At 60.6% G+C, this 17783-nt stretch carries 17 protein-coding genes; 7 read left to right on the top strand and 10 right to left on the bottom strand.

What is annotated here, in order from left to right:
* Positions 1 to 79 precede the first annotated feature (79 nt).
* Positions 80 to 562, top strand: coding sequence for an acyl-CoA thioesterase (locus OQ287_RS07825; protein WP_250935050.1), 483 nt, complete (start codon positions 80 to 82; stop codon positions 560 to 562).
* Positions 563 to 630: 68 nt separating this feature from the next.
* Here the strand turns inward: OQ287_RS07825 and dxs are convergent, their stop codons facing one another.
* The 3 genes from dxs to xseB are packed head-to-tail and all read right to left on the bottom strand — an operon-like array spanning position 631 to position 3712.
* Positions 631 to 2538: a 1-deoxy-D-xylulose-5-phosphate synthase gene (gene dxs / locus OQ287_RS07820; protein WP_265896091.1), complete on the bottom strand. Its 1908-nt coding sequence runs from the start codon at positions 2536 to 2538 to the stop codon at positions 631 to 633.
* An 11-nt stretch (positions 2539 to 2549) separates the two neighbouring features.
* Positions 2550 to 3425 carry a (2E,6E)-farnesyl diphosphate synthase gene (gene ispA / locus OQ287_RS07815; protein WP_250935048.1) on the bottom strand — a complete coding sequence of 292 codons (876 nt, stop codon included), beginning with the start codon at positions 3423 to 3425 and terminating at the stop codon, positions 2550 to 2552.
* On the bottom strand, positions 3425 to 3712 hold the full coding sequence (xseB, locus tag OQ287_RS07810; RefSeq protein WP_250935047.1) for an exodeoxyribonuclease VII small subunit: 288 nt from the start codon (positions 3710 to 3712) through the stop codon (positions 3425 to 3427). Before xseB ends, ispA begins: the two co-directional genes overlap by 1 nt.
* Positions 3713 to 4094: 382 nt before the next feature.
* On the opposite strand from xseB, the gene serA reads away from it, so the two are divergent.
* From serA to OQ287_RS07790, 4 genes are all read left to right on the top strand, one after another.
* On the top strand, positions 4095 to 5342 hold the full coding sequence (gene serA / locus OQ287_RS07805) for a phosphoglycerate dehydrogenase (protein ID WP_250935046.1): 1248 nt from the start codon (positions 4095 to 4097) through the stop codon (positions 5340 to 5342).
* A gap of 157 nt (positions 5343 to 5499) precedes the next feature.
* A complete protein-coding gene (locus OQ287_RS07800) occupies positions 5500 to 5706 on the top strand; it encodes a hypothetical protein (protein WP_265896090.1) in 207 nt (68 codons plus the stop codon).
* A complete protein-coding gene (locus OQ287_RS07795) occupies positions 5703 to 6923 on the top strand; it encodes an MFS transporter (RefSeq protein WP_265896089.1) in 1221 nt (406 codons plus the stop codon). The genes OQ287_RS07800 and OQ287_RS07795 overlap by 4 nt, the downstream gene beginning before the upstream one ends.
* A 60-nt stretch (positions 6924 to 6983) precedes the next feature.
* Positions 6984 to 7775: an SDR family NAD(P)-dependent oxidoreductase gene (locus tag OQ287_RS07790; protein WP_265896088.1), complete on the top strand. Its 792-nt coding sequence runs from the start codon at positions 6984 to 6986 to the stop codon at positions 7773 to 7775.
* Positions 7776 to 7846: 71 nt separating this feature from the next.
* Here the strand turns inward: OQ287_RS07790 and OQ287_RS07785 are convergent, their stop codons facing one another.
* Positions 7847 to 8086 carry a hypothetical protein gene (locus OQ287_RS07785; protein WP_250935043.1) on the bottom strand — a complete coding sequence of 80 codons (240 nt, stop codon included), beginning with the start codon at positions 8084 to 8086 and terminating at the stop codon, positions 7847 to 7849.
* A gap of 30 nt (positions 8087 to 8116) precedes the next feature.
* Here OQ287_RS07785 and OQ287_RS07780 point away from each other — a divergent pair, with 30 nt between their 5' ends.
* Positions 8117 to 9766: a BCCT family transporter gene (locus tag OQ287_RS07780; protein ID WP_250935042.1), complete on the top strand. Its 1650-nt coding sequence runs from the start codon at positions 8117 to 8119 to the stop codon at positions 9764 to 9766.
* A gap of 65 nt (positions 9767 to 9831) precedes the next feature.
* Here OQ287_RS07780 and OQ287_RS07775 read toward each other — a convergent pair whose 3' ends face one another.
* From OQ287_RS07775 to OQ287_RS07750, 6 genes are all read right to left on the bottom strand, one after another.
* Positions 9832 to 10554 (bottom strand): 3'-5' exonuclease, encoded by a 723-nt coding sequence (locus OQ287_RS07775; RefSeq protein WP_265896087.1) that lies wholly within the window; start codon positions 10552 to 10554, stop codon positions 9832 to 9834.
* Positions 10551 to 12482 carry a DUF294 nucleotidyltransferase-like domain-containing protein gene (locus OQ287_RS07770; RefSeq protein WP_250935041.1) on the bottom strand — a complete coding sequence of 644 codons (1932 nt, stop codon included), beginning with the start codon at positions 12480 to 12482 and terminating at the stop codon, positions 10551 to 10553. Before OQ287_RS07770 ends, OQ287_RS07775 begins: the two co-directional genes overlap by 4 nt.
* A 146-nt stretch (positions 12483 to 12628) precedes the next feature.
* The gene (locus OQ287_RS07765) at positions 12629 to 12841 is read right to left on the bottom strand and encodes a CsbD family protein (protein ID WP_250935040.1); all 213 of its coding nucleotides are present in this window, start codon (positions 12839 to 12841) and stop codon (positions 12629 to 12631) included.
* A 179-nt stretch (positions 12842 to 13020) separates the two neighbouring features.
* On the bottom strand, positions 13021 to 14499 hold the full coding sequence (locus OQ287_RS07760; protein WP_265896086.1) for an aldehyde dehydrogenase family protein: 1479 nt from the start codon (positions 14497 to 14499) through the stop codon (positions 13021 to 13023).
* A 95-nt stretch (positions 14500 to 14594) separates the two neighbouring features.
* Entirely contained in the window at positions 14595 to 14735 is a 141-nt protein-coding gene (locus OQ287_RS07755; protein WP_250935037.1) for a DUF2256 domain-containing protein, read from the bottom strand.
* Between the two features lie 6 nt (positions 14736 to 14741).
* Positions 14742 to 16454, bottom strand: coding sequence for a thiamine pyrophosphate-dependent enzyme (locus tag OQ287_RS07750; protein ID WP_265896085.1), 1713 nt, complete (start codon positions 16452 to 16454; stop codon positions 14742 to 14744).
* A 154-nt stretch (positions 16455 to 16608) separates the two neighbouring features.
* On the opposite strand from OQ287_RS07750, the gene OQ287_RS07745 reads away from it, so the two are divergent.
* Positions 16609 to 17730, top strand: coding sequence for a hypothetical protein (locus OQ287_RS07745; protein WP_265896084.1), 1122 nt, complete (start codon positions 16609 to 16611; stop codon positions 17728 to 17730).
* Positions 17731 to 17783: the final 53 nt, after the last annotated feature.

The raw sequence follows: 17783 nt of genomic DNA, 5'->3' as shown, positions 1-17783 counted from the left end.
GACAGGACATGCGACACTTGCCCTGCAGCTCCCCGCTGCGCTCGCTACTCTCTATAACAACATGAGCCCTGTACTCACTATGGATACCCCTCGTCACCAAACGACCATGACGGTGCTGATGACACCTGACATGGCCAATTTCTCGGGCAAGGTTCACGGCGGCGCCCTGCTCAAACTGCTGGACCAGGTCGCTTATGCCTGTGCCAGTCGCTGGGCCGGCACCTATGTGGTTACCCTGTCCGTTGACCAGGTCATGTTTCGCCAGCCCGTACATGTCGGCGAGCTGGTGACCTTTCTGGGCGCCATCAATTACACCGGCCGGTCTTCCATGGAAGTGGGTATCAAGGTAATTGCCGAAGATATACACCAGGGGGTGGTACGCCACACCAACAGCTGCTACTTCACCATGGTCGCCGTCGACGACAATGGCCGCTCGCTGCAGGTACCGGCGATCGAGCCTGAGGATGATGTAGCCCGCCAGCGTTATGACTCTGCAATAAAACGGCGCGAACTGCGCAAGGAAATGGACGAGCGGCTACAGGCACTGCGTGATGGCAGTTAAAGCCACCGCACTCCAATAGAAAAAGGCCCGCAGATACGGGCCTTTTTTGATGCCATTGAACGATGTCATCAGGACATCAGGGACTGACGGTGGCGAATGGCCGCTTCGATGCCGTCCACATCCAGCCCGCACTCCTTCAGCAACTCCGCCGGCTTGCCATGATCGATGAAGCGATCCGGAATACCCAGATGAAGCAGCGGTACCTGTACGTTTTCCTCGGCCAGCAATTCGCCCACACCTGCCCCGGCACCACCGGCCACCACATTCTCTTCAAGCGTCACCAGCAACGAGTGAGACGCTGCCGCTGCCAGAATGGCCTCACGATCCAGCGGTTTGACGAATCGCATATCAATCAGAGTGGCGTTCAGCCGCTCGGCCACAATGGCAGCAGGCACGGTGAGACTGCCGAAGGCCAGCAGGGCGATCTCACTGCCTTCACGCACCGTCAGGGCTCGGCCGATTTCAATGGTATCGAGTGCTTCGCTCAACGGCGTACCCGGCCCGGTGCCACGCGGATAGCGCACGGCAGCCGGCCCATTGTATTCATAGGCAGTTGTCAGCATCTGCCGGCACTGGGCCTCGTCCGAGGGAACCAGAATGACCAGGTCCGGGATACAGCGTAGAAACGACAGATCCAGCGTACCGTGGTGGGTCGCACCATCCTCACCAACCAGGCCCGCCCGGTCGATGGCAAAGGTCACGTCGAGGCCCTGAACCACCACATCATGAATCAGCTGATCGTAGCCACGCTGCAGGAAGGTGGAATATATGGCGACGACCGGCTTGGCACCTTCACAGGCCATGCCTGCTGCCAGCGTTACCGCATGCTGCTCGGCAATGGCCACATCGAAATAGCGTTTCGGGTAGTCCTTCGAGAACTGCACCAGATCAGATCCCTCACGCATGGCCGGCGTAATGCCCATCAACCGCTTATCAGCCGCGGCCATGTCGCACAGCCATTCGCCAAAGACATTGCAGTATTTTCTGGGCCGCGCAGCGGCAGGTGCAGCCGCCTGAGTCGCTGCCGGAGATACCGGCTCCTTCTCCAGCTTGGTAATGGCGTGATAACCGATCGGATCCTCTTCACCTGGCAGAAACCCGCGCCCCTTGCGGGTCACGATATGCAGAAACTGGGGCCCTTTCCGGTCCTTGAGCATGGCCAGTGTCTTGACCAGCCGTGGGAGGTCATGCCCGTCGATCGGCCCGGTGTAGTTGAAGCCCATTTCCTCGAACAGCGTGGCCGGGCTGACCATGCCCTTGACGTGCTCTTCGGTACGCCGGGCAATATCGAGCGCTCCCGGTAGATGTGACAGCACGCGCTTGCCTCCTTCGCGCACCGACAGGTACGGCGCACTGGAAAGGATGCTCGACAAATAGGTCGCAATGCCGCCGACGTTCTCGGAAATCGACATTTCATTGTCATTCAGCACCACCAGCATGTCGGCATTGACGTGACCTGCGTGAGCCAGCGCTTCAAATGCCATCCCCGCAGTCAGCGCGCCGTCACCGATCACCGCACACACACGACGTGGCGGCGTCTGGCCGCGGGCCGCCAGGGCCATGCCCAGCGCGGCAGAAATCGACGTACTGGAATGTCCCACCCCAAAGGTGTCGAATTCCGACTCATCACGTTTGGGAAACGCAGCCAGCCCGCCCAGCTGACGTATGGTCGCCATGGCATCACGGCGACCGGTCAGGATCTTGTGCGGGTAGGCCTGATGGCCCACATCCCAGACCAGCCGGTCATGCGGTGTATTGAACACGTAATGCAGGGCCGTCGTCAGCTCGACCACGCCGAGCCCGGCGCCGAAGTGTCCGCCGGTCAGTCCGACGGTATAGAGCAGGAACAGACGCAGTTCGTCCGCCAGCTGTCGAAGCTGTGACTCGGAAAACTGACGCAACGCCTCGGGGGTGTCGATGCGATCGAGCAAGGGCGTCGTCGGACGCTCTGTGGGTATGGTGTCAAACTGCTTCATGGGCATGGGTATCAGTGATCGCGTTCAATCATGTAGCGTGCAAGTGCTGCCAGCGGGTGCGCGGCGTCACCCAGCACAGCGAGAGCGTCAAGGGCTTCATCGAGCAGGGCCTGCGCCTTGTGTCGTGCCTCATCAAGGCCAAGCAGCGCGGGATAGGTCGGCTTGTCGCGCAGGGCATCGGCGCCCTGAATCTTGCCGATAATGGCGGTATCGCCGGTCACATCCAGAATATCGTCCTGCACCTGGAATGCCAGACCAATGGCACGCCCGTAACGGCGCAAGGCTTCCAGACGCTCATCGTCTTCCTCAAGTGCCGTCAGTCCGCCCATGACCAGCGCCGCCTCAATCAGGGCACCGGTCTTGTGACGGTGTATATCGGTCAGCGCATCCAGCGTGATTTCACGGCCGACGGCGCCAAGGTCCAGCGCCTGACCACCGGCCATGCCGCGTCGACCCGAGGCCCGGGCCAGCGTCCGAAACATTGCCATGGCCCGCGGGTGACCCGATTCGGCAAGGGTCTCGAAGGCCAGAGTCTGAAGGGCGTCACCGGCCAGTATAGCCGTCGCCTCGTCAAATGCCCTGTGACAGGTAGGCTGGCCGCGACGAAGGTCATCATCATCCATCGCCGGCAAGTCATCGTGTACCAGTGAGTAGGCATGAATCAGCTCTACCGCGGCAGCCGGCGCATCCATATCCGACATGTCGCCGCCAACGGCCTGGCCGGCGGCGTACACCAGTACCGGACGCAGTCGCTTGCCGCCCCCCAGTACGCTGTAGCGCATGGCCTCTTCAAGCCGCCCCTCGGGGCAGGGGGAAGCACGCAGGGTGTCGAGCAGCACACGCTCGACACGCACGCGCCCGTCATTGATCAACGCTTCTACCCGCATTAACGGCCTCCTTGCCGGTCGTCATCCGTCGTGGCCGAGGCATCCCGGGACAGAGGCGTCTCCTGAACCCGGCCATCGCCCTGTTCCATCAGCGCCTGTACCCGCAGCTCGGCGGTGGTCAGACGTTCACGGGCCGTCCGCGTCAGGCGAACACCCTGCTCAAAGGCGGTCAGTGAATCCTCGAGCGATAACTCCCCGGACTCAAGCCGGGTAACCACGGTTTCAAGCTCCGCCAGAGTGGCGGCAAAATCGGGCGCCTCGGGCGGCGTCACATCCTGTTCAGCCATGTCATCTCTCACTGCATCACGGAAAGTGATCCATCGCGGATGGATGCGTTTATGATGCAGCCATTATACACACCACATCGCCGGTGTCGGCGCTGCCCGCCCCCATGTCATGCCATCAGCCTGACTGAACAGCGACGTCGGTTATCCCGATACCCGGCGACATGCCGCCGGCTCCCGAATGATAGCGCCTCATGTGGCGCGTGAGCCATGTTCATAGCAGCATCTCGAGGCTATGGTAGAATACCTCTCCGCTGCGGCCTCGCCAGCGTATGAAGCGTGTCTGTTACTGCATTGCACGCCTTCGCGTTTCCGAGCGGCAGCGTTTCTCCATTTCCCTGTCAGACAATCGTCGGGCCCACCGATATCAAAGGTAGAAGCGATAATGGCTAAAACGTCCCTGGACAAGAGCAAGATCAAAATCCTGCTGCTTGAGGGCATCCACCAGTCCGCTGTGGACAACTTCCTCAATGCCGGTTACACCAACATCGAGCATCTGGCGACGTCCCTGTCCGAAGAGGAGCTGATCGAGAAAATCCGCGATGTGCATTTTATCGGTCTTCGCTCTCGTACTCAGCTCAACGAGCGGGTGATCAACGCAGCGGAAAAACTGACGGCCATTGGCTGCTTCTGCATCGGAACCAATCAGGTGGATCTGCCGGCAGCCCTGAAGCGCGGTATCCCGGTCTTTAACGCACCCTACTCCAATACCCGCTCCGTGGCCGAACTGGTCATCGCCCAGTCCATCATGCTGATGCGCCGCATTCCGGAAAAGAATGCCAAGGCCCATCGCGGCGGCTGGGACAAGTCAGCCAATCACTCGCACGAAGTGCGCGGCAAGACACTGGGTATCGTCGGCTATGGCAGCATTGGCGCCCAGTTGTCCGTCATTGCCGAATCCCTGGGCCTGAGGGTGATCTACTATGACGCCGTAACCAAGCTGGGCATGGGCAACGCCACGCAGGTAGCCAGCCTTGACGAGCTGCTTGAAACTGCCGACATCGTGTCGCTTCACGTACCGGAAATCCAGTCCACCAAGTGGATGATCGGCAAGCAGCAGCTGGCGAAGATGAAGCCCAACAGCGTGCTTATCAATGCCTCCCGCGGCACGGTCGTCGTGATCGAGGATCTGGCCGATGCCCTCCGCTCCGGACGGCTGATTGGCGCAGCCATCGATGTATTCCCGGTCGAGCCGAAAAGCAATACCGAGGAATTTGTCTCGCCACTGCGCGAGTTCGATAACGTTATCCTGACGCCACACATCGGCGGCTCCACCATGGAAGCGCAGGAAAACATCGGTATCGAAGTGGCCGAAAAACTGATCACCTACTCCGATAACGGTACCACCATCACCTCCGTCAATTTCCCGGAAGTGGCCCTGCCGTCTCACCCGCACAAGCATCGCCTGCTGCACATTCACCAGAATATCCCTGGCGTGCTGACCTGCATCAACCGGGTACTGTCGGAAAACGACATCAACATCTCCGGTCAGTACCTGCAGACCAACGCCGATGTGGGCTATGTCGTCATTGATGTCGACAAGGCCTACAGCCAGCAGGCTCTGGAAGCGCTGCGCGAAGTCAATGGTACCCTGCGTACCCGCGTGCTCTATTCCGAAGCCGACATGATCTGATCAACCGGCTGGATGTCTTGAAAGGCCCGCCGTCAACGGCGGGCCTTTTTCATGCGGGTCAGCATGAAAAGGGCCGAATCGGTGGGAAACAGGTCATTGTAGCCAGCAGCCCGGCGCCACACGCTGGCACTACGCCAGCAGGCTGTTCAAGGAGGGCATGGGGACGTCACAGGGGCATCTCGTGACGCTATCGAGACTGGAGCGCGCGCGCCAGCAGATACTGAGCGATTATCACTCGATGGCACAGGTGACCGCATACTGCCGGCCAAGCAGTGCCGAGCAGCTTCGCCGCCCGTTTCAATGCCACCCGGGCCTCTCACCCTCGCTTTATCACGCGCGTTCAGGCTCATTGGAGGCCTCATGACCCACACCCCCTCACCCAGGGCGCTTCCGTATACCGTCTGGTGGCTGACGCTGTGTCAGGCACTGCTGGTCAGCGGCAATATAGTATTGATCACCATTACCCCCCTGATCGGCCAGCAGATTGCTCCCAGTGACGGCTTGGCCACCCTGCCGGTGGCGATCCAGATGCTGGGGCTGACGGCAGCGGCTCTGCCGGCCGGCTGGCTGACAGCGCGGTTCGGACGGCGACGAACCTTTGTGATTGGCAACCTTACAGGCATGGCGGGCATCGGGCTGTGTGCGCTGTCTGTAACCGCACATCACTTCGTTGGCTTTAACGCCGGTACCTTTCTGATCGGTACCAGTATAGGAACAGGCATGCTCTACCGGTTTGCCGCCGTTGACGCAGCACCGCTGCCCCAGCGTGATCGGGCGCTCTCGATGGTCATGGCCGGTGGTGTGCTTGCCGCCTTTTTCGGTCCCTGGCTTGCAGTGCATACCCAGGGCGTGTCGGAGACACCCTTTCTGGGCAGTCTGGCCGGGCTGGCCGGCCTGTATCTGGTGGCCCTGCTGATCATAGCCCGAGTGCCACTCATCAACCCGGTCAAGCCCGGGAGTCTGCGTCAGGGCCGTAGCTGGCGAGTGCTGCTGGGCCAGCCGGTGCTTGCCTCGGCCATTGTGGCAGGGCTTCTGGGGTATTCACTGATGACACTGATCATGACCGCCACACCGCTGGCGATGACACATGCCAGCATGAACATCGAGCACGTGGCGAATGTCATTCGCTGGCACGTTCTGGCCATGTTTGCGCCGTCCTTCATCACCGGGCGCCTGATTCAGCAGTGCGGCCATACCACCATGATTCTGCTCGGCAGCCTGCTGCTGGCACTGGCGCTGCTGTGCGCATGGTGGGCACCGGCGAGCTGGGCGTTTTATACCGGCCTTATCCTGCTGGGGCTGGGCTGGAACTTTACCTTCGTGACGGCCAGTGCCTGGTTGACCACCACTTACCGGCCCGAGGAAGCCCCGCGCGTTCAGGCACTCAATGACTGCCTGGTCTTCGGGGGCAGTACGCTGGCGTCCCTGCTGGCCGGGCCACTGAGTGCCGAACTCGGCTGGCAGTGGCTGAACATGGGTGTGCTACCGGTATGCGTCATATTGATACTGGTTGTGGCACGGACAGCGTGGCAGCAACGTACGCGATCGGACCAGGCCCCCCTTGATACGGGCCCCCACTGACCAAAGATCCATAGCTGAAAAGGCCAGATATCAGGTCACCGACCGCAAGGAGGACATGGCATGAAGATTGATTTAACCGGCCAGCGCGCCATCATTACAGGCTCCACCGCCGGCATAGGCTACGCCATTGCGAAGGGGCTGTTGACGGCCGGCGCCGAGGTGACGATCACCGGCCGTACGCAGGACCGGGTCGATAGTGCCGTGGAAGCCCTGCAGCGGGACGCGGGTGGCACCGTCTCGGGCATCGCGGCCGATCTGGGTACTCGGGCAGGCTGTGACGCCTTGATCACGGCACGTCCGGATGCCGATATTCTGATCAATAATGTGGGTATTTTCGGGCCCCAGGACTTCTTCGAGACCGATGACGAAACCTGGCAGCAATTCTTTGACGTCAATGTCATGAGCGCCGTGCGGCTCTCGCGCCACTACGCACAGGGCATGAAATCCCGCAACCAGGGCCGTATCCAGTTTCTGTCCAGCGAATCTGCCCTCAACATTCCGGCGGAAATGGTGCATTACGGCATGACCAAGTCAGCGGTACAGTCCATCTCACGGGGGCTTGCCAAGGTTCTGGCGGGTACCGGTGTGACGGTCAATGCCATCCTGCCCGGCCCCACCAGATCGGAAGGCGTCGTTGCCATGCTCGAGGCCATGGCAAAAGAGCAGGGTAAGTCCCTGGAAGAGGTGGAAGCCGACTTTGTGGCTGACAATCGTCCCTCGTCCATCATCGGGCGGCTGGCCACACCGGAAGAGGTCGCCAACATGGCGGTTTATGCCGCGTCCCCCCAGGCAAGTGCCACGACTGGCGCAGCCCTCCGGGTAGAAGGTGGCATCGTCGATACCATGGCATAATCGCAGGCAGACGGCCCGGCAAGCGGGCCGTTCCTTCTCTCCGCCATCGTGCGTTCCTTCCCGCCCATACATTATTTTTTATTATTGAACCATCTCCACGGCATCACCTCAGATTTTAAAAAATCGCCCGCCGTAATGAAGCAATGCCCCCTGACTGCTATCATGTCACTGATTTTAACCTGAATCAGCCGATACCCGGCGGCAGAAAGGCTCTCAACGCTCCATGCTTGTTTACCTGCCATGGCCAGCCTGACCAGCGTGGCTGGCTTTCTGCCGACTGCGATTTGTATCGGTCTGACACGGGAATCCACGACGCGACCAGATAATAATGGAGAAAATTCTTGGCTGATAAACACTCCGACAACGACGACGCCCGGCAGGAAGAGCCTGAAGCGCCGGCAGAAGGTGTGCCAGCGCCCAGCGGTGACGTAAACCTCATCGACACCGACTACAAGATCGGTCAGGACAACATCCAGACCAAATTCCTGTTTGATGTGGATATGCACGGCAAGGTCTTCGGTATCTCTGCCCTGCTGGTCACCGTCTTCGTTATTCTGACCCTGGCCCTTCAGGACCAGGCGGGCCCGATCTTCAATACGGTGCGCAACTGGCTCACCGCCCACCTTTCCTGGCTTTTCATGATCGCCAGCAATATTTTCGTGCTTTTGTGCGTGGGAATCATTTTTACCCCCCTGGGCAAGGTGCGTCTGGGCGGCTCGGATGCCAAGCCGGATCACAGCTACCTGGGCTGGTTTGCCATGCTGTTTGCTGCCGGCATGGGCATCGGCTTGATGTTCTATGGCGTCTCGGAGCCGATGACGCACTACTCGGACTCGATGGCTGGAGGCGCCTCGGCGCCGCTTGCCATCCAGGCGGCCGACCCCGGCCAGGCCACCGACCTCGGCATGGCGGCCACCATTTTCCACTGGGGCCTTCACCCGTGGGCCATCTATGCCGTGGTCGCGCTGGCGCTGGCGCTGTTTTCCTTCAACAAGGGTCTGCCACTGACCATGCGCTCCATTCTCTACCCTGTACTGGGTGAGCGCGTATGGGGCTGGCCGGGCCACCTGGTAGATATTCTGGCCGTGTTCTCGACACTGTTCGGGCTGGCGACCTCCCTGGGTCTGGGGGCAGAACAGGCCGCTGCAGGACTCAACTTCCTGTTCGGCATGCCGAATACCGAAGTGTCCAAGGTGCTGCTGATCTGCGCCATCACAGGCGTGGCGCTGGTATCTGTTGCCGCCGGAGTCGACAAGGGCGTCAAGCGACTGTCCGAACTCAACATGGTGCTGGCGGTATTGCTGCTGCTGTTTGTACTGTTTACCGGCCCGACCATGTCACTGCTTGGTGGCTTTTTCAGCAACCTGGTGGCGTATGGCAAGGAACTTCCCGGACTGGCCAATCCGTTCGGGCGTGATGATACGGCCTTCGTACAGGACTGGACGGCCTTCTACTGGGCCTGGTGGATCAGCTGGTCCCCGTTCGTGGGTACGTTTATCGCCCGCGTCAGCCGCGGCCGTACCGTGCGTGAGTTTTTGATGGCGGTTCTGATCGTGCCTACGCTGATCACCGTTTTGTGGATGACGGTCTTCGGTGGCACCGCCATCGATCAGGTCGCCGGCGGCATGAAGGCCGTGGCCGACGCGACGCTCGAACTCAAGCTGTTTGTCATGCTGGAGCACCTGCCGCTGACCAGTATTACGTCCTTTATCGGTATCGTGCTGGTCATCGTATTCTTCGTGACCTCGTCGGATTCCGGCTCACTGGTCATCGACTCGATCACTGCCGGCGGCAAGCTGGATGCGCCGACATCCCAGCGTGTTTTCTGGGCCCTGATCGAAGGGGCCGTGGCCATTACCCTGCTGCTTGGGGGTGGACTTGGCGCGATGCAAGCCGCGGTGGTCTCTACCGGGCTACCGTTTACCATCATCCTGCTGCTGGCCTGTGTGGCCATCATCCAGGGGCTGCGGAGCGAACCAAAGCCGGGCTGACTGCGAAGCGCGATATAAAAAAGGCGACCCTCGGGTCGCCTTTTTTCATGGACTGCTGACGATCATCAGCTCCAGAGCCGTCGAATGGGCGTATCCGGGCTGTGATGAAAGGCGACCTGAGCCTGTAACAGCTCCGCTGTTGCCAGCGCATCCCCCAGTGCATGGTGGCCCTGGTAAATCGGCAGATTGTAGCGTTGCCGGCTTTCAAACAATCGGATGGACGCCGGTGGACGCCCTGCCATCCGGCGCAGCCACACCCAGCGACGACGCCGATGCAGACGCGCCTCGAGCCCCATGGTATCGATCACCGGAAACACGGCGCCCTCGCCCAGACGCTCACGCAGGGCAAGATCAAGAAAGGGGCGCTCGATATGACGGTAGTGAACCACCACCAGACGCCCCTTGAGCATCCCCATCACGTCGTCAAGCACGTCGCTTAAATCCGGGGCCTGTGCCACTTCACTGTGGGTAATGTGGTGGAAGGTGACGGACTTGTTGCTGAGTTTGCGACGTGGAGACACGACCCAGTAACGGCTTTCCCGCATGGGGATACGCTCCAGCCGAAACGGCACCAGCCCGATGCTGACAATATCGTGGCGTGTGGCATCCAGCCCTGTGGTTTCAAGGTCCAGTGCCACCATGGGCACCTCACCCACCGGGGTTTCCGGGTCCAGCGGGGCAGCCGAGAAGAAATCGCGCAACAGCGGGTGCTTGACCCGGCGCGCCCGCTCGGACATGTATTCCGGCCAGTCCGGTCGCTTGCGAGACTTCCAGGTACTCCACCTCACGAGCGCCTCCGTGAACCATTGTCCTTGCCACTGCGGGAAGGCATCGGATAGCGGAAAGCCATGAACTTCTGGGCGTGACTGATGATTTCGAAGGCATCCTTCAGGTGGTGACGATCACGGCTCGGAATACTGTCCGGCTCGACGTTGTTATCAGGTTCACGCTCCTGCTGCAGATCCAGCGCCTGGTGGCGAATACGAACCATCGACAGCAGCTCGAAACTGTAGCGCAGCCGATCATTGACCCCCTCTGCCAGCAATGTGGTATTGGCAATGTCATCAAGCCGCAGAAAGCTGTTTTGCGCCTTGGAACCACAGGCCAGCGCATGAACACGAATCAGGTCCGCCAGCGGCGCAGTGCCCCGCCGCTTGATATTGATCGAATTGCGATGCTCGCCGTCCTTTTCGACCACGAAGGTGCGGAAGAAGCCCAGTGGCGGCGTTCGCCCCAGGGCATTGCGCGCCATGGCAGCCAGAAACAGGGGACGCTTCGGCGCCAGATCGGCAATCAATTCCTGCAGCGGCTCTACCAGCCGGTCCTCACCAAAGACGCAGGTCAGGTCAAAGAAAATCGAGCTGTGCAGCAGGCGTTCCGGGCTGGGTTCATCGATCCATGACGTGAAGTACTCGCGCCAGACCGAAAACGGCTGACGCCAGCGCGAATTGCTGGCCATGATATCGCCCTTGCACCGGGCGTAGCCGCAGGCCGCCATGCCCTCTCGAACAAAGACAGCCAGCTTCTCGAAGTAGACATCATGTTCCTCGGGAACAAAGGCATCATCAATGACCAGAGCATGGTCCTGATCCGCCGTAATGGTCGGCTCATCCCGAGCCATCGACCCCAGTACCATGAAGGCATAGGGCACCGGTGGCGGGCCATAGGATTCCTCGGCCAGCTCCAGCAGACGACGAATCACACTGCGTCCGATGGTCGCCAGTGCTCGGCCGATCATGCCCGAGTTGGCACCATCATCCACCAGACGAACAAAGGCCTTGCGGACCTCGGCGCTCAACCGCCCCAGCCCTTCCACACTGGTCTGGTGGAAGATATTACTGACCAGATAAAGGCTGCTGTGGGTTTCGTGACGTACGATATCCGAAAGCTGCAACACCCCCATCGGGCGGCGACGATACAGCACCGGCAGGTGCTGAATATTGTTGCGCAGCATCGTCAGCATGGCCTCGTACACCGACTCGTCGGCCTGAATGCGTACCAGGTTTTTTGACATGACCTCGCTGACCGGCGTTTGCGGGTCAATCCCGTCGGCCACCACGCGGGTACAGCAGTCACGGTCGGTCAGCATGCCCACCAGATGCCACTGGTGCTGATCGTCGCCGACAAAGGTCGTGGCATCCACTTCCTCGGTACTTTCAATTACCAGCAGCGAGGAAGTGCTTTGCTCACGCATCAGCTGTGCAGCGCGTTGCAGGGGAGTGTTCTGTGCCACCATCAATGGCCGGCGCACGATCAACCGGCGAACCCGCGTCGTCAGCATGTTGCTTTCGTGGGAGTGGTGTTCGGCACTGGCCTTCAGTCGCTGGCCGCCGGATACGAGAAATTCCGCAAAGCCCTCGTCATCATCGTTGAGCGCTTCGATGATGGCCGCCGGCAGGAAGTAGATCAGGGTATCTTCCAGGGCATCCGCCTGGTAACGGGAAGGCCGGTGGCGCAGCAGGTCGCTGTATCCGAAGATGGCCCCTTCGCTCAACCGGTCAAACAGCTGCCCACTGCGACGCTTGATTTCGACCGCGCCGCTGCGAACATAGAACAGCTCGGTAATATCATTTCCCAGCGTCAGCAATTGAGCGCCCGCCGGAAAATACTGAATCTCCACTTCCGCGGCAAGCCGGTCCAGCCACTCATCGGGAAGGTTATCGAAGGGCGCAAACTGCGCCATGTGGTCACGGATATCCAGCTGTTCGATGGTCATGGAGTCGCCTGCACAAGGGAACGGTTCTGAATTGTCAAAGGGGGTATATCGCACGTCAAGCAAATACCGCACCGGACAATATCACGGGGCCCAAACGTAAACAGGGGCTCAAAAAGAGCCCCTGCAGGATGCTGCTGCGCTCAAGCTTATCGCTTGTTTTGCTCGGAGTCGGACTTGAGCGCGCTGTCGATGGTGTCTTTTACGTCACCCTTGGTTTCCTTGGCGTGGCCCTTGGTGTTCTGCGCCTTGCCTTCGGCTTCGGTGTCCTTGTCGTCGGTTACCTTGCCAACGGCTTCCTTCACCTTGCCGGCTGCCTTGTCGACCATGCCTTCAGCCTTGTCGGTCTTGGAATCCTTCATTATCCACCTCCATTGTGTAGCACCTGTCAGCACCCCGACCATGCCGTGAAGGGCATGCCCCTCGGAGCACCAACTGCGATTCGTTCGCAGTCATTAGAGTGTAGAAGGCGTGTGCAATAATGCCACTATGCCAAGGGCTGACATGACATCCCTGTCCGGCAGCACGATATCAGGCTCCGTCAGCCCTGTGTCGGAAACGGAAACTGACGATAGGCATCACCCTGGTCACTGATCCAGCGCTCCCGCGTCCAGGCATTCAGTCCCCAGTGGCCATTGTGCTGCCCCATGCCCGAGGCCCCAAGCCCGGTAAACAGGGTCTGAGGTTCATCATTGACGCCCTGATCGTTGAAATGGATCATCCCGGCCTGCAGCATCTGCTCAATGGGCCCGCGCTCACGCCGCGTGAACACGCTGGCCGACAGCGCACCGCCTTCCACATTGGCCGCGGCCAGTACCGCGTCATCATCCTCGAACGGCAGCACCGTGACACAGGGGCCGAACATCTCCTCCTTCGCGGCCGGCATCTCGGGCTTCACATCGACCAGCAAGGCTGGCGTGATGAGGTTGCCGTCCTGCTCACCGCCACAAATCAGCCGGGCTCCCTGCGAGACACTGCTGTCAATGCGCTGCTTCGCGGCGTCAGCCTGACGCCGATCAATCAACGGGCCCAGGATAACGCCATCTTCCAGCGGATTGCCGGCCTTGATGCTGCGAACACGCTGCTCCAGTGCCGTGACAACATCCTCATACAGGGACCTGCTGACCAGCACCCGGTTGGTCGACATGCAGATCTGTCCCTGGTGCAGCAGCGAGCCAAAGACCGCCGCATCCGCAGCCGCCTCGACATCGGCATCACTCAACACCAGCATTGGATTATTGCCGGCAAGCTCCAGCGACGACTTCTTGAAATGGCGAGCACACTCGATTCCGATGTACTGCCCCACCCCGGTGGAACCGGTAAAGGAGACGCCGGCAAACACCGGATGAGATGTCATGGCCGCCCCGATCATCTTCGCATCACCGACCACCACGTTCAGGGCATCTGCCGGCAGGCCCACCGCCTGGAACATTTCCGCCAGCAGCAACCCACCGGTCAGATAGGTGCGCTGATCGGGCTTGAGCAGCACACTGTTGCCGGTGGCGAGCATCGCCGCCACGGAGCGCATGGAAAGGTTCAGCGGGAAGTTGAAGGGGCTGATTACCGCCAGCGCGCCCATCGGTTCACGCACCACTCGGCTCTGCTTGCCGGGAACGCTGGACGGCACCAGTGTACCGTGCATCCGGCCCGGGAAGCTGGCCGCTTCACGCAGCTCGGAAATGGCAGCCCCCAGCTCGAACGTAGCCTTCAGCCGCGAACTGCCTGCTTCCATGGCCGATAGCGTCAGAAAGGCTTCCTGACGTGCTTCCAGCCAGTCAGCGGCGTCCCGCAGCAGGCGGGACCGCTCGCTCGGGGGCATGCTGCGCATCACATCACGACCCCGAGCAGTACTTTCGATCGCATGATCCAGCTGCTCTCGTGACAGCGGCGCCAGGCGCGCCACCTCACTCTGGTCGAACGGATTGACATCAACCAGCGGATCACCGCCCTCACCGGTCTGCCATTGGCCGGCGATGAACTGCGCCGGCTCCTGCACGCATAGAAAGGTCACATCACTCATGAAGCACTCCTGGGCATTCGAGGTACAGACATCATGGTATGCCTGATACCCCATGACGCCTATTAGCCATCCTGATTAGTTATTCGACATAGCTTTTATACCACAGTATTCCGCCGACACCGCTCCGAGCAGTACCGCACCTGTGGCCAGTCTCTGGCCCATTTCTTCCGCCAGCTGAACGGCCGGCCACAGACCGGACAGGTTTTGGTCGGCAAATGCGGCTTTTGATGAGCCATGCCGATTCACCGCTTCAGGAAATTCGAATTGACCAGATCCAGCACATCGTCCATTCGTCCATTGAGGATGGCCTTGGTGGAATAGAGGGCCGTGGAAGCAACCTGCCCCGGCTCCACCTTCGGAGGCATCACAAGTTCCATCCGGTTGACCTTCACATCCAGGATACCCGGGCCATCATGGTCCAGCAGTTCGCGCATGGCGCCATCCAGATCATGCTTGTGCTCGACCTTCCTGCCCCAGAGCCCTACCGCGCGGGCGACTTCGCCGAAGTCCGGGTTTTCCAGATCCGTAAAGGCGTCCAGCAGACCTTCAACCTTCTGTTCAATCTCGACAAAGCCCAGCGCACTGTTGTTGAACACCACCAGCTTGACCGGCAGCTTCAACTGCTTGAGGGTCAGTAGATCCCCCATCAGCATGCTCATGCCGCCATCACCGCACATTGCAATGACCTGCCTCCCCGGATAGGCCGCCTGAACGCCAAGGGCCTGAGGGTAGGCATTGGCCATGGTGCCGTGCACCAGACTCGATAGCGTACGGCGCCTGCCATTGACGTCGATATGACGCAGCAGCCACACCATCGGACTGCCACCATCGGCAGTGAATACGGCATCATCGCTGGCATGACGGTTGATCGCCAGCGCCAGCTCCTGAGGGTGGATCAGCTCATCATCGCGTGAGGTATGCGTCGCATGGGCTCTGGATTTCTCATAGGTCCTGCGGCATCCATCCAGCCATTTGGTATCCGTCCGCGGCTCGACCATGGTGGCCAGTGCCGCGCAGGTATCCCGCACGCTGCCCAGCAGGCCGACATGAACAGGGTGCCGCTTGCCGATCTGCTCGGCGTGAATGTCCACCTGAATGATGGTGGCCTTCTCGGGATAAAACTGCGTCCAGGCAAAGTTGCAGCCCAGCAGCAGCAGCACGTCACAATCGGCGACCGCGTGATAGCCGCCCTCCAGCCCGAATACCCCGGTCATGCCGACCTCGAAGGGGTTGTCGTACTCGATGAAATCCTTGGCGCGCGAGGTCCACGCCACCGGCGCATTGAGCCGCGCCGCCAGCGCCAGCACTTCACTGCGGGCATTTTCACAGCCAAACCCCGCATAGATCGAGATTCGTTTGCCGGCCTGAATGGCTTCGAGCGCCGGCACGAACTCTTCGGCACTGGGCCGGATGATGGGATCAAACCGATGGGCGCGATACGGCAGGTCATTATCCGGCGTTTGCGTAAACAGATCCCCGGGGACGATAAGCACGGCCACACCACGCTTGTTGATCGCCGACTGGGCAGCAATCGCCGCCATTCGGCGTGCCTGGTTCGGATTGGTCAGGGTTTCACAGAACACGCTGTACTGCTCGTAGATCGGCTTTTGATCAACATCCTGCGGGAAGCCAACGCCGGACTCACTGGTGGGCACCTGGGAGGCAATAAAGACGACCGGGGCGTTACTGCGATGGGCATCAAACAGGCCGTTGACAAAATGCAGGCTCCCCGGACCGCAGGTGCCGGCACACAGGGCCAGCTCACCGGTTATCATGGCCTCGCCACCGGCTGCAAACCCGCCCACTTCTTCATGACGCACGTGAACCCAGTCCAGCTCGGACCGGCGCATCGCATCGGTCAGATGGTTGATGGTATCGCCGACAACGCCATAACAGCGCTGTGCTCCGGCATCCAACAGGGTATCAACGATGATTTCAGCCACATTCCGGCTCATGGTACGACTCCTTTCGCGTTCGAGGCTTCCTTGCTGGGATCAAGGACTGCGAATAAAGATAGTTGGCCTGACACGGAAGCCCAAGATAAAGCACTGGCGATAGCGATATACTGCTGCCGATACAACCCGCGACATTTTCAGGGGGCTTTCGTACATGAGGCGGATAACGCGGAAAACATGGCTGATTCTCGGGCTAGCCGCACTGCTGGCCACCGGTCTGACGCTGACAGCCACAAAGACCCCATTCGCCGACCAGCTCATCAGAGTGTCTGTCGATAACGCCCTCTCCCCGGCCATCGCCACCGAACTGCACACGGAAAGCATTGCCCTTAACAGGATATTTCTGGCCTACAGCAGCGATGAAGCACTGACGCTGGCCGCACGGCGGGCCATGCTCAAGCACCCTGACGCCGCTCGCAGGGTATTGATAGAGCACGGCCTCGACCCCGGATTTCAAACCGCGCTCGACCGATTCGGCGCCGATGCGGTGGTGCCGGTGCATTACTTCGAAACCAGCGAGCTGCCGCTGGTAAACGCCCGGCTCTGGGCCGCCGATAAGGCCAGCGCCTGGTCGAAGACCTTCACGAACTGGTGGAAGGATGAATCCGGTGATGCCGAACCGGGCCCTGTCGAGCAAGACCACGCAGCGAACCAGACCGAGCCGGTTTCACCCGAGGCACGCGCCGCTCTGGCGATCGCACTGCTGAATCGCCAGGGTTATCGGTTTCTGGACCAGTTCGTGATTGACCAAAACGGCACGACGCACTGGCTGCAGGGCGAGCGTACCCTGAGCGCGCTGTCTGATTTTTTCACCGGTGGGTTGCGTGGGCTGGAGCGCAAGGCCCAGGGTGATCAGGCCATCGGCGGCTGGGATATCGCCTCGGCAGGGCTCGATGTACTGGTGGTCGCCAGTACCGTCAAGGCACTGCGTGCGGGCGCAGCGCTTCGCACCGAGCGCGCCGCACAGGCCACACGGGTCGGCACCACCACCGAACGCCGTGCACTGCTCTCCGGCGCCGCCCGAGCGGTGGCCGGCTCGCGCACGGTGCGCTGGGCAGTCTATGGCAGTACCGTCTGGCTGGTGGTAACGCACCCCTCCCTCATCAACGCCATCGGCGTCAACGTGGCCAGGCTACTGGGCTGGCCGGCCTGGCTGGGCCAGGGCGTACTGTGGTTCATCGTGCTGCTGCCGGCCCTGTGGCTATCGAGCATTCTCGCCCGCCTGGCTCGCTGCATCCTTTGGCCGGTTCGGCGCCTGACACAGGCCAGGCACTGACAGCCAACACCGTTGTTCGGGACACTGTTCAACCCTATGGCCGGCTTCCGGCA

It is taken from the genome of Larsenimonas rhizosphaerae, from assembly GCF_026240105.1.
GTDB lineage: Bacteria > Pseudomonadota > Gammaproteobacteria > Pseudomonadales > Halomonadaceae > Larsenimonas > Larsenimonas rhizosphaerae.
This window is presented reverse-complemented; position numbering and strand designations above follow the sequence as displayed.

Excerpts from the sequence above, each read along its gene's own strand:
- OQ287_RS07825 (WP_250935050.1), top strand. The coding sequence starts at position 80 with ATGGATACCCCTCGTCACCAAACGACCATGACGGTGCTGATGACACCT.
- dxs (WP_265896091.1), bottom strand. The coding sequence starts at position 2,538 with ATGAAGCAGTTTGACACCATACCCACAGAGCGTCCGACGACGCCCTTG.
- ispA (WP_250935048.1), bottom strand. The coding sequence starts at position 3,425 with ATGCGGGTAGAAGCGTTGATCAATGACGGGCGCGTGCGTGTCGAGCGT.
- xseB (WP_250935047.1), bottom strand. The coding sequence starts at position 3,712 with ATGGCTGAACAGGATGTGACGCCGCCCGAGGCGCCCGATTTTGCCGCC.
- serA (WP_250935046.1), top strand. The coding sequence starts at position 4,095 with ATGGCTAAAACGTCCCTGGACAAGAGCAAGATCAAAATCCTGCTGCTT.
- OQ287_RS07800 (WP_265896090.1), top strand. The coding sequence starts at position 5,500 with ATGGGGACGTCACAGGGGCATCTCGTGACGCTATCGAGACTGGAGCGC.
- OQ287_RS07795 (WP_265896089.1), top strand. The coding sequence starts at position 5,703 with ATGACCCACACCCCCTCACCCAGGGCGCTTCCGTATACCGTCTGGTGG.
- OQ287_RS07790 (WP_265896088.1), top strand. The coding sequence starts at position 6,984 with ATGAAGATTGATTTAACCGGCCAGCGCGCCATCATTACAGGCTCCACC.
- OQ287_RS07770 (WP_250935041.1), bottom strand. The coding sequence starts at position 12,482 with ATGACCATCGAACAGCTGGATATCCGTGACCACATGGCGCAGTTTGCG.
- OQ287_RS07765 (WP_250935040.1), bottom strand. The coding sequence starts at position 12,841 with ATGAAGGATTCCAAGACCGACAAGGCTGAAGGCATGGTCGACAAGGCA.
- OQ287_RS07760 (WP_265896086.1), bottom strand. The coding sequence starts at position 14,499 with ATGAGTGATGTGACCTTTCTATGCGTGCAGGAGCCGGCGCAGTTCATC.
- OQ287_RS07755 (WP_250935037.1), bottom strand. The coding sequence starts at position 14,735 with ATGGCTCATCAAAAGCCGCATTTGCCGACCAAAACCTGTCCGGTCTGT.
- OQ287_RS07750 (WP_265896085.1), bottom strand. The coding sequence starts at position 16,454 with ATGAGCCGGAATGTGGCTGAAATCATCGTTGATACCCTGTTGGATGCC.
- OQ287_RS07745 (WP_265896084.1), top strand. The coding sequence starts at position 16,609 with ATGAGGCGGATAACGCGGAAAACATGGCTGATTCTCGGGCTAGCCGCA.